Consider the following 1,840-nt stretch of genomic DNA (forward strand, 5'->3'; position numbering starts at 1 on the left):
CGTGCGATTGCGATCCGCTGACGCTGGCCGCCTGAGAATTCGTGCGGATAGCGCACCATCGATTCGGCCGGCATGCCCACTTCCTCAAGCAATGCCGCAACGCGTCCGCGCCGCTCTTTCGTCTCGACGTTTTTATGATGCACGGCCAGCCCTTCACCGATGATCTGTTCGACGGTCATACGCGGCGAGAGCGAGCCGAACGGGTCCTGAAACACCACCTGCATGCGTGCGCACAGTTCACGCCGCTCGCGGCTTTGCCCCGACTTCGGCAACGGGATGCCGTCGATGCGGATCTCGCCGGTCGCAGGCCGTTGCAGCCCCAGCACGGTCGCCGCCAGTGTCGATTTCCCCGAGCCTGACTCGCCCACGATGCCCAGCGTTTCGCCACGTTTGAGATTCAGGTCAAGCTCGTGCACCGCGCGGAACGTTGCGCGGCCAAACATCGAACGCCAGCCCTTGGCCGGAATCCGGTAGTCGATTGCGAGCTTTTCCACGTCGAGCAGCGTACGCGCATCCGGTTCGATCGCATCGATCGCGCGCTGCGGTTCGCTGTCCAGCAGTCGCTTCGTGTACGGATGCTGCGGGTTCGAGAACAGCTCTTCGGTGGTGTTGGTTTCCACCAGCACGCCCTTTTCCATCACCGCTACGCGTTGCGCGAAGCGCTTCACCAGGTTCAGGTCGTGCGTGATCAGCAGTACGGCCATGCCGCGGTCTGCCGCTTCCTGCTCCTGCAGGCCGATCAGCAGGTCGACGATCTGCTGGCGCACGGTCACGTCGAGCGCGGTGGTCGGTTCGTCGGCCAGCAGCAGGCGCGGCCGGCACGCGAGCGCCATCGCGATCATCGCGCGCTGGCGCTGGCCACCCGATAACTGGTGCGGAAAGCTGTCGATGCGCCGTTCCGGCTCGGGAATGCCGGTGCGTTTGAGCAGTTCGATACCGCGTTGACGGGCTGCATTGGGTCTTAAGCCCTCGTGCAGCCGTAAGCTTTCTGCAATCTGCTTGCCGATCGTATAGAGCGGGTTGAGCGCGGTCATCGGCTCCTGAAACACCATTGCGACGTCCGCACCGCGGATACCGCGCATCTGCTGCTCGGTCTTCTGCAGCAGGTCATCACCGTCGAGCAGGATGCGCCCGCTCAGTTCCGCCTGGGCGACAAGCCGCAGGATGGACAGCGCGGTCACGCTCTTGCCCGAGCCCGATTCACCGACGAGCGCCACGCGTTCGCCACGTGCGATGGAGAGGCTCAGATCTTGCACCGCCACCTTGTCGCCAAAGCGCACCGAGAAGCGGTCGATTTCCAGCAGGGGTTGAGTCGTTGGCTGAGCCATCACTTGCCTCCGCCGAATGCCGAACCGCGCATGCGCGTGTCGAGCGCGTTGCGCAGTGCGTCACCCATGAAGGTCAGCAGCAGCAGCGTGATCACCAGTGCCGAGAACGCCGAGATCGAGATCCACCACGCATCGAGGTTGTTCTTGCCCTCCTGCAGCAGCTCGCCGAGGCTCGGTGTGGGCGGTGGCACGCCAAGCCCCAGGAAGTCGAGACTGGTCAGCGAGAGGATCGCGGCGCTCATGCGGAACGGCAGGAACGTGATGACCGGCGTCAGGCTGTTGGGCAGCACGTGGCGCCACATGATCTGCCAGTTCGTGAGACCCATGGTACGGGCGGCCTTCACGTAATCGAGCGAGCGGTTGCGCAGGAATTCGGCGCGCACGTAGTCGGAGAGGACCAGCCAGCCGAACATCGACAGCAGGATGAACAGCAGCCACAGCGTCGGCTCGAAGATCGAGGCGAAGATGATCAGCAGGTAGAGGTCTGGCATCGAACTCCAGATCTCGATCAG

Annotated in this window: 2 protein-coding genes; both read right to left on the bottom strand. The window is 63.8% G+C overall.

The features are described from left to right. Positions 1–1,328, bottom strand: a 1,328-nt coding sequence (locus M0D65_RS33030; protein WP_266256196.1) for an ATP-binding cassette domain-containing protein, incomplete at its 3' end; no start/stop codon positions are given. Beyond that, a partial coding sequence (locus M0D65_RS33035; RefSeq protein ID WP_266256197.1) for an ABC transporter permease subunit occupies positions 1,328–1,840 on the bottom strand: 513 nt, incomplete at its 5' end. The genes M0D65_RS33035 and M0D65_RS33030, both read right to left, overlap by 1 nt.

The sequence above is a fragment of the Paraburkholderia sp. CHISQ3 genome (assembly GCF_030464945.1).
Taxonomy (GTDB): domain Bacteria; phylum Pseudomonadota; class Gammaproteobacteria; order Burkholderiales; family Burkholderiaceae; genus Paraburkholderia; species Paraburkholderia megapolitana.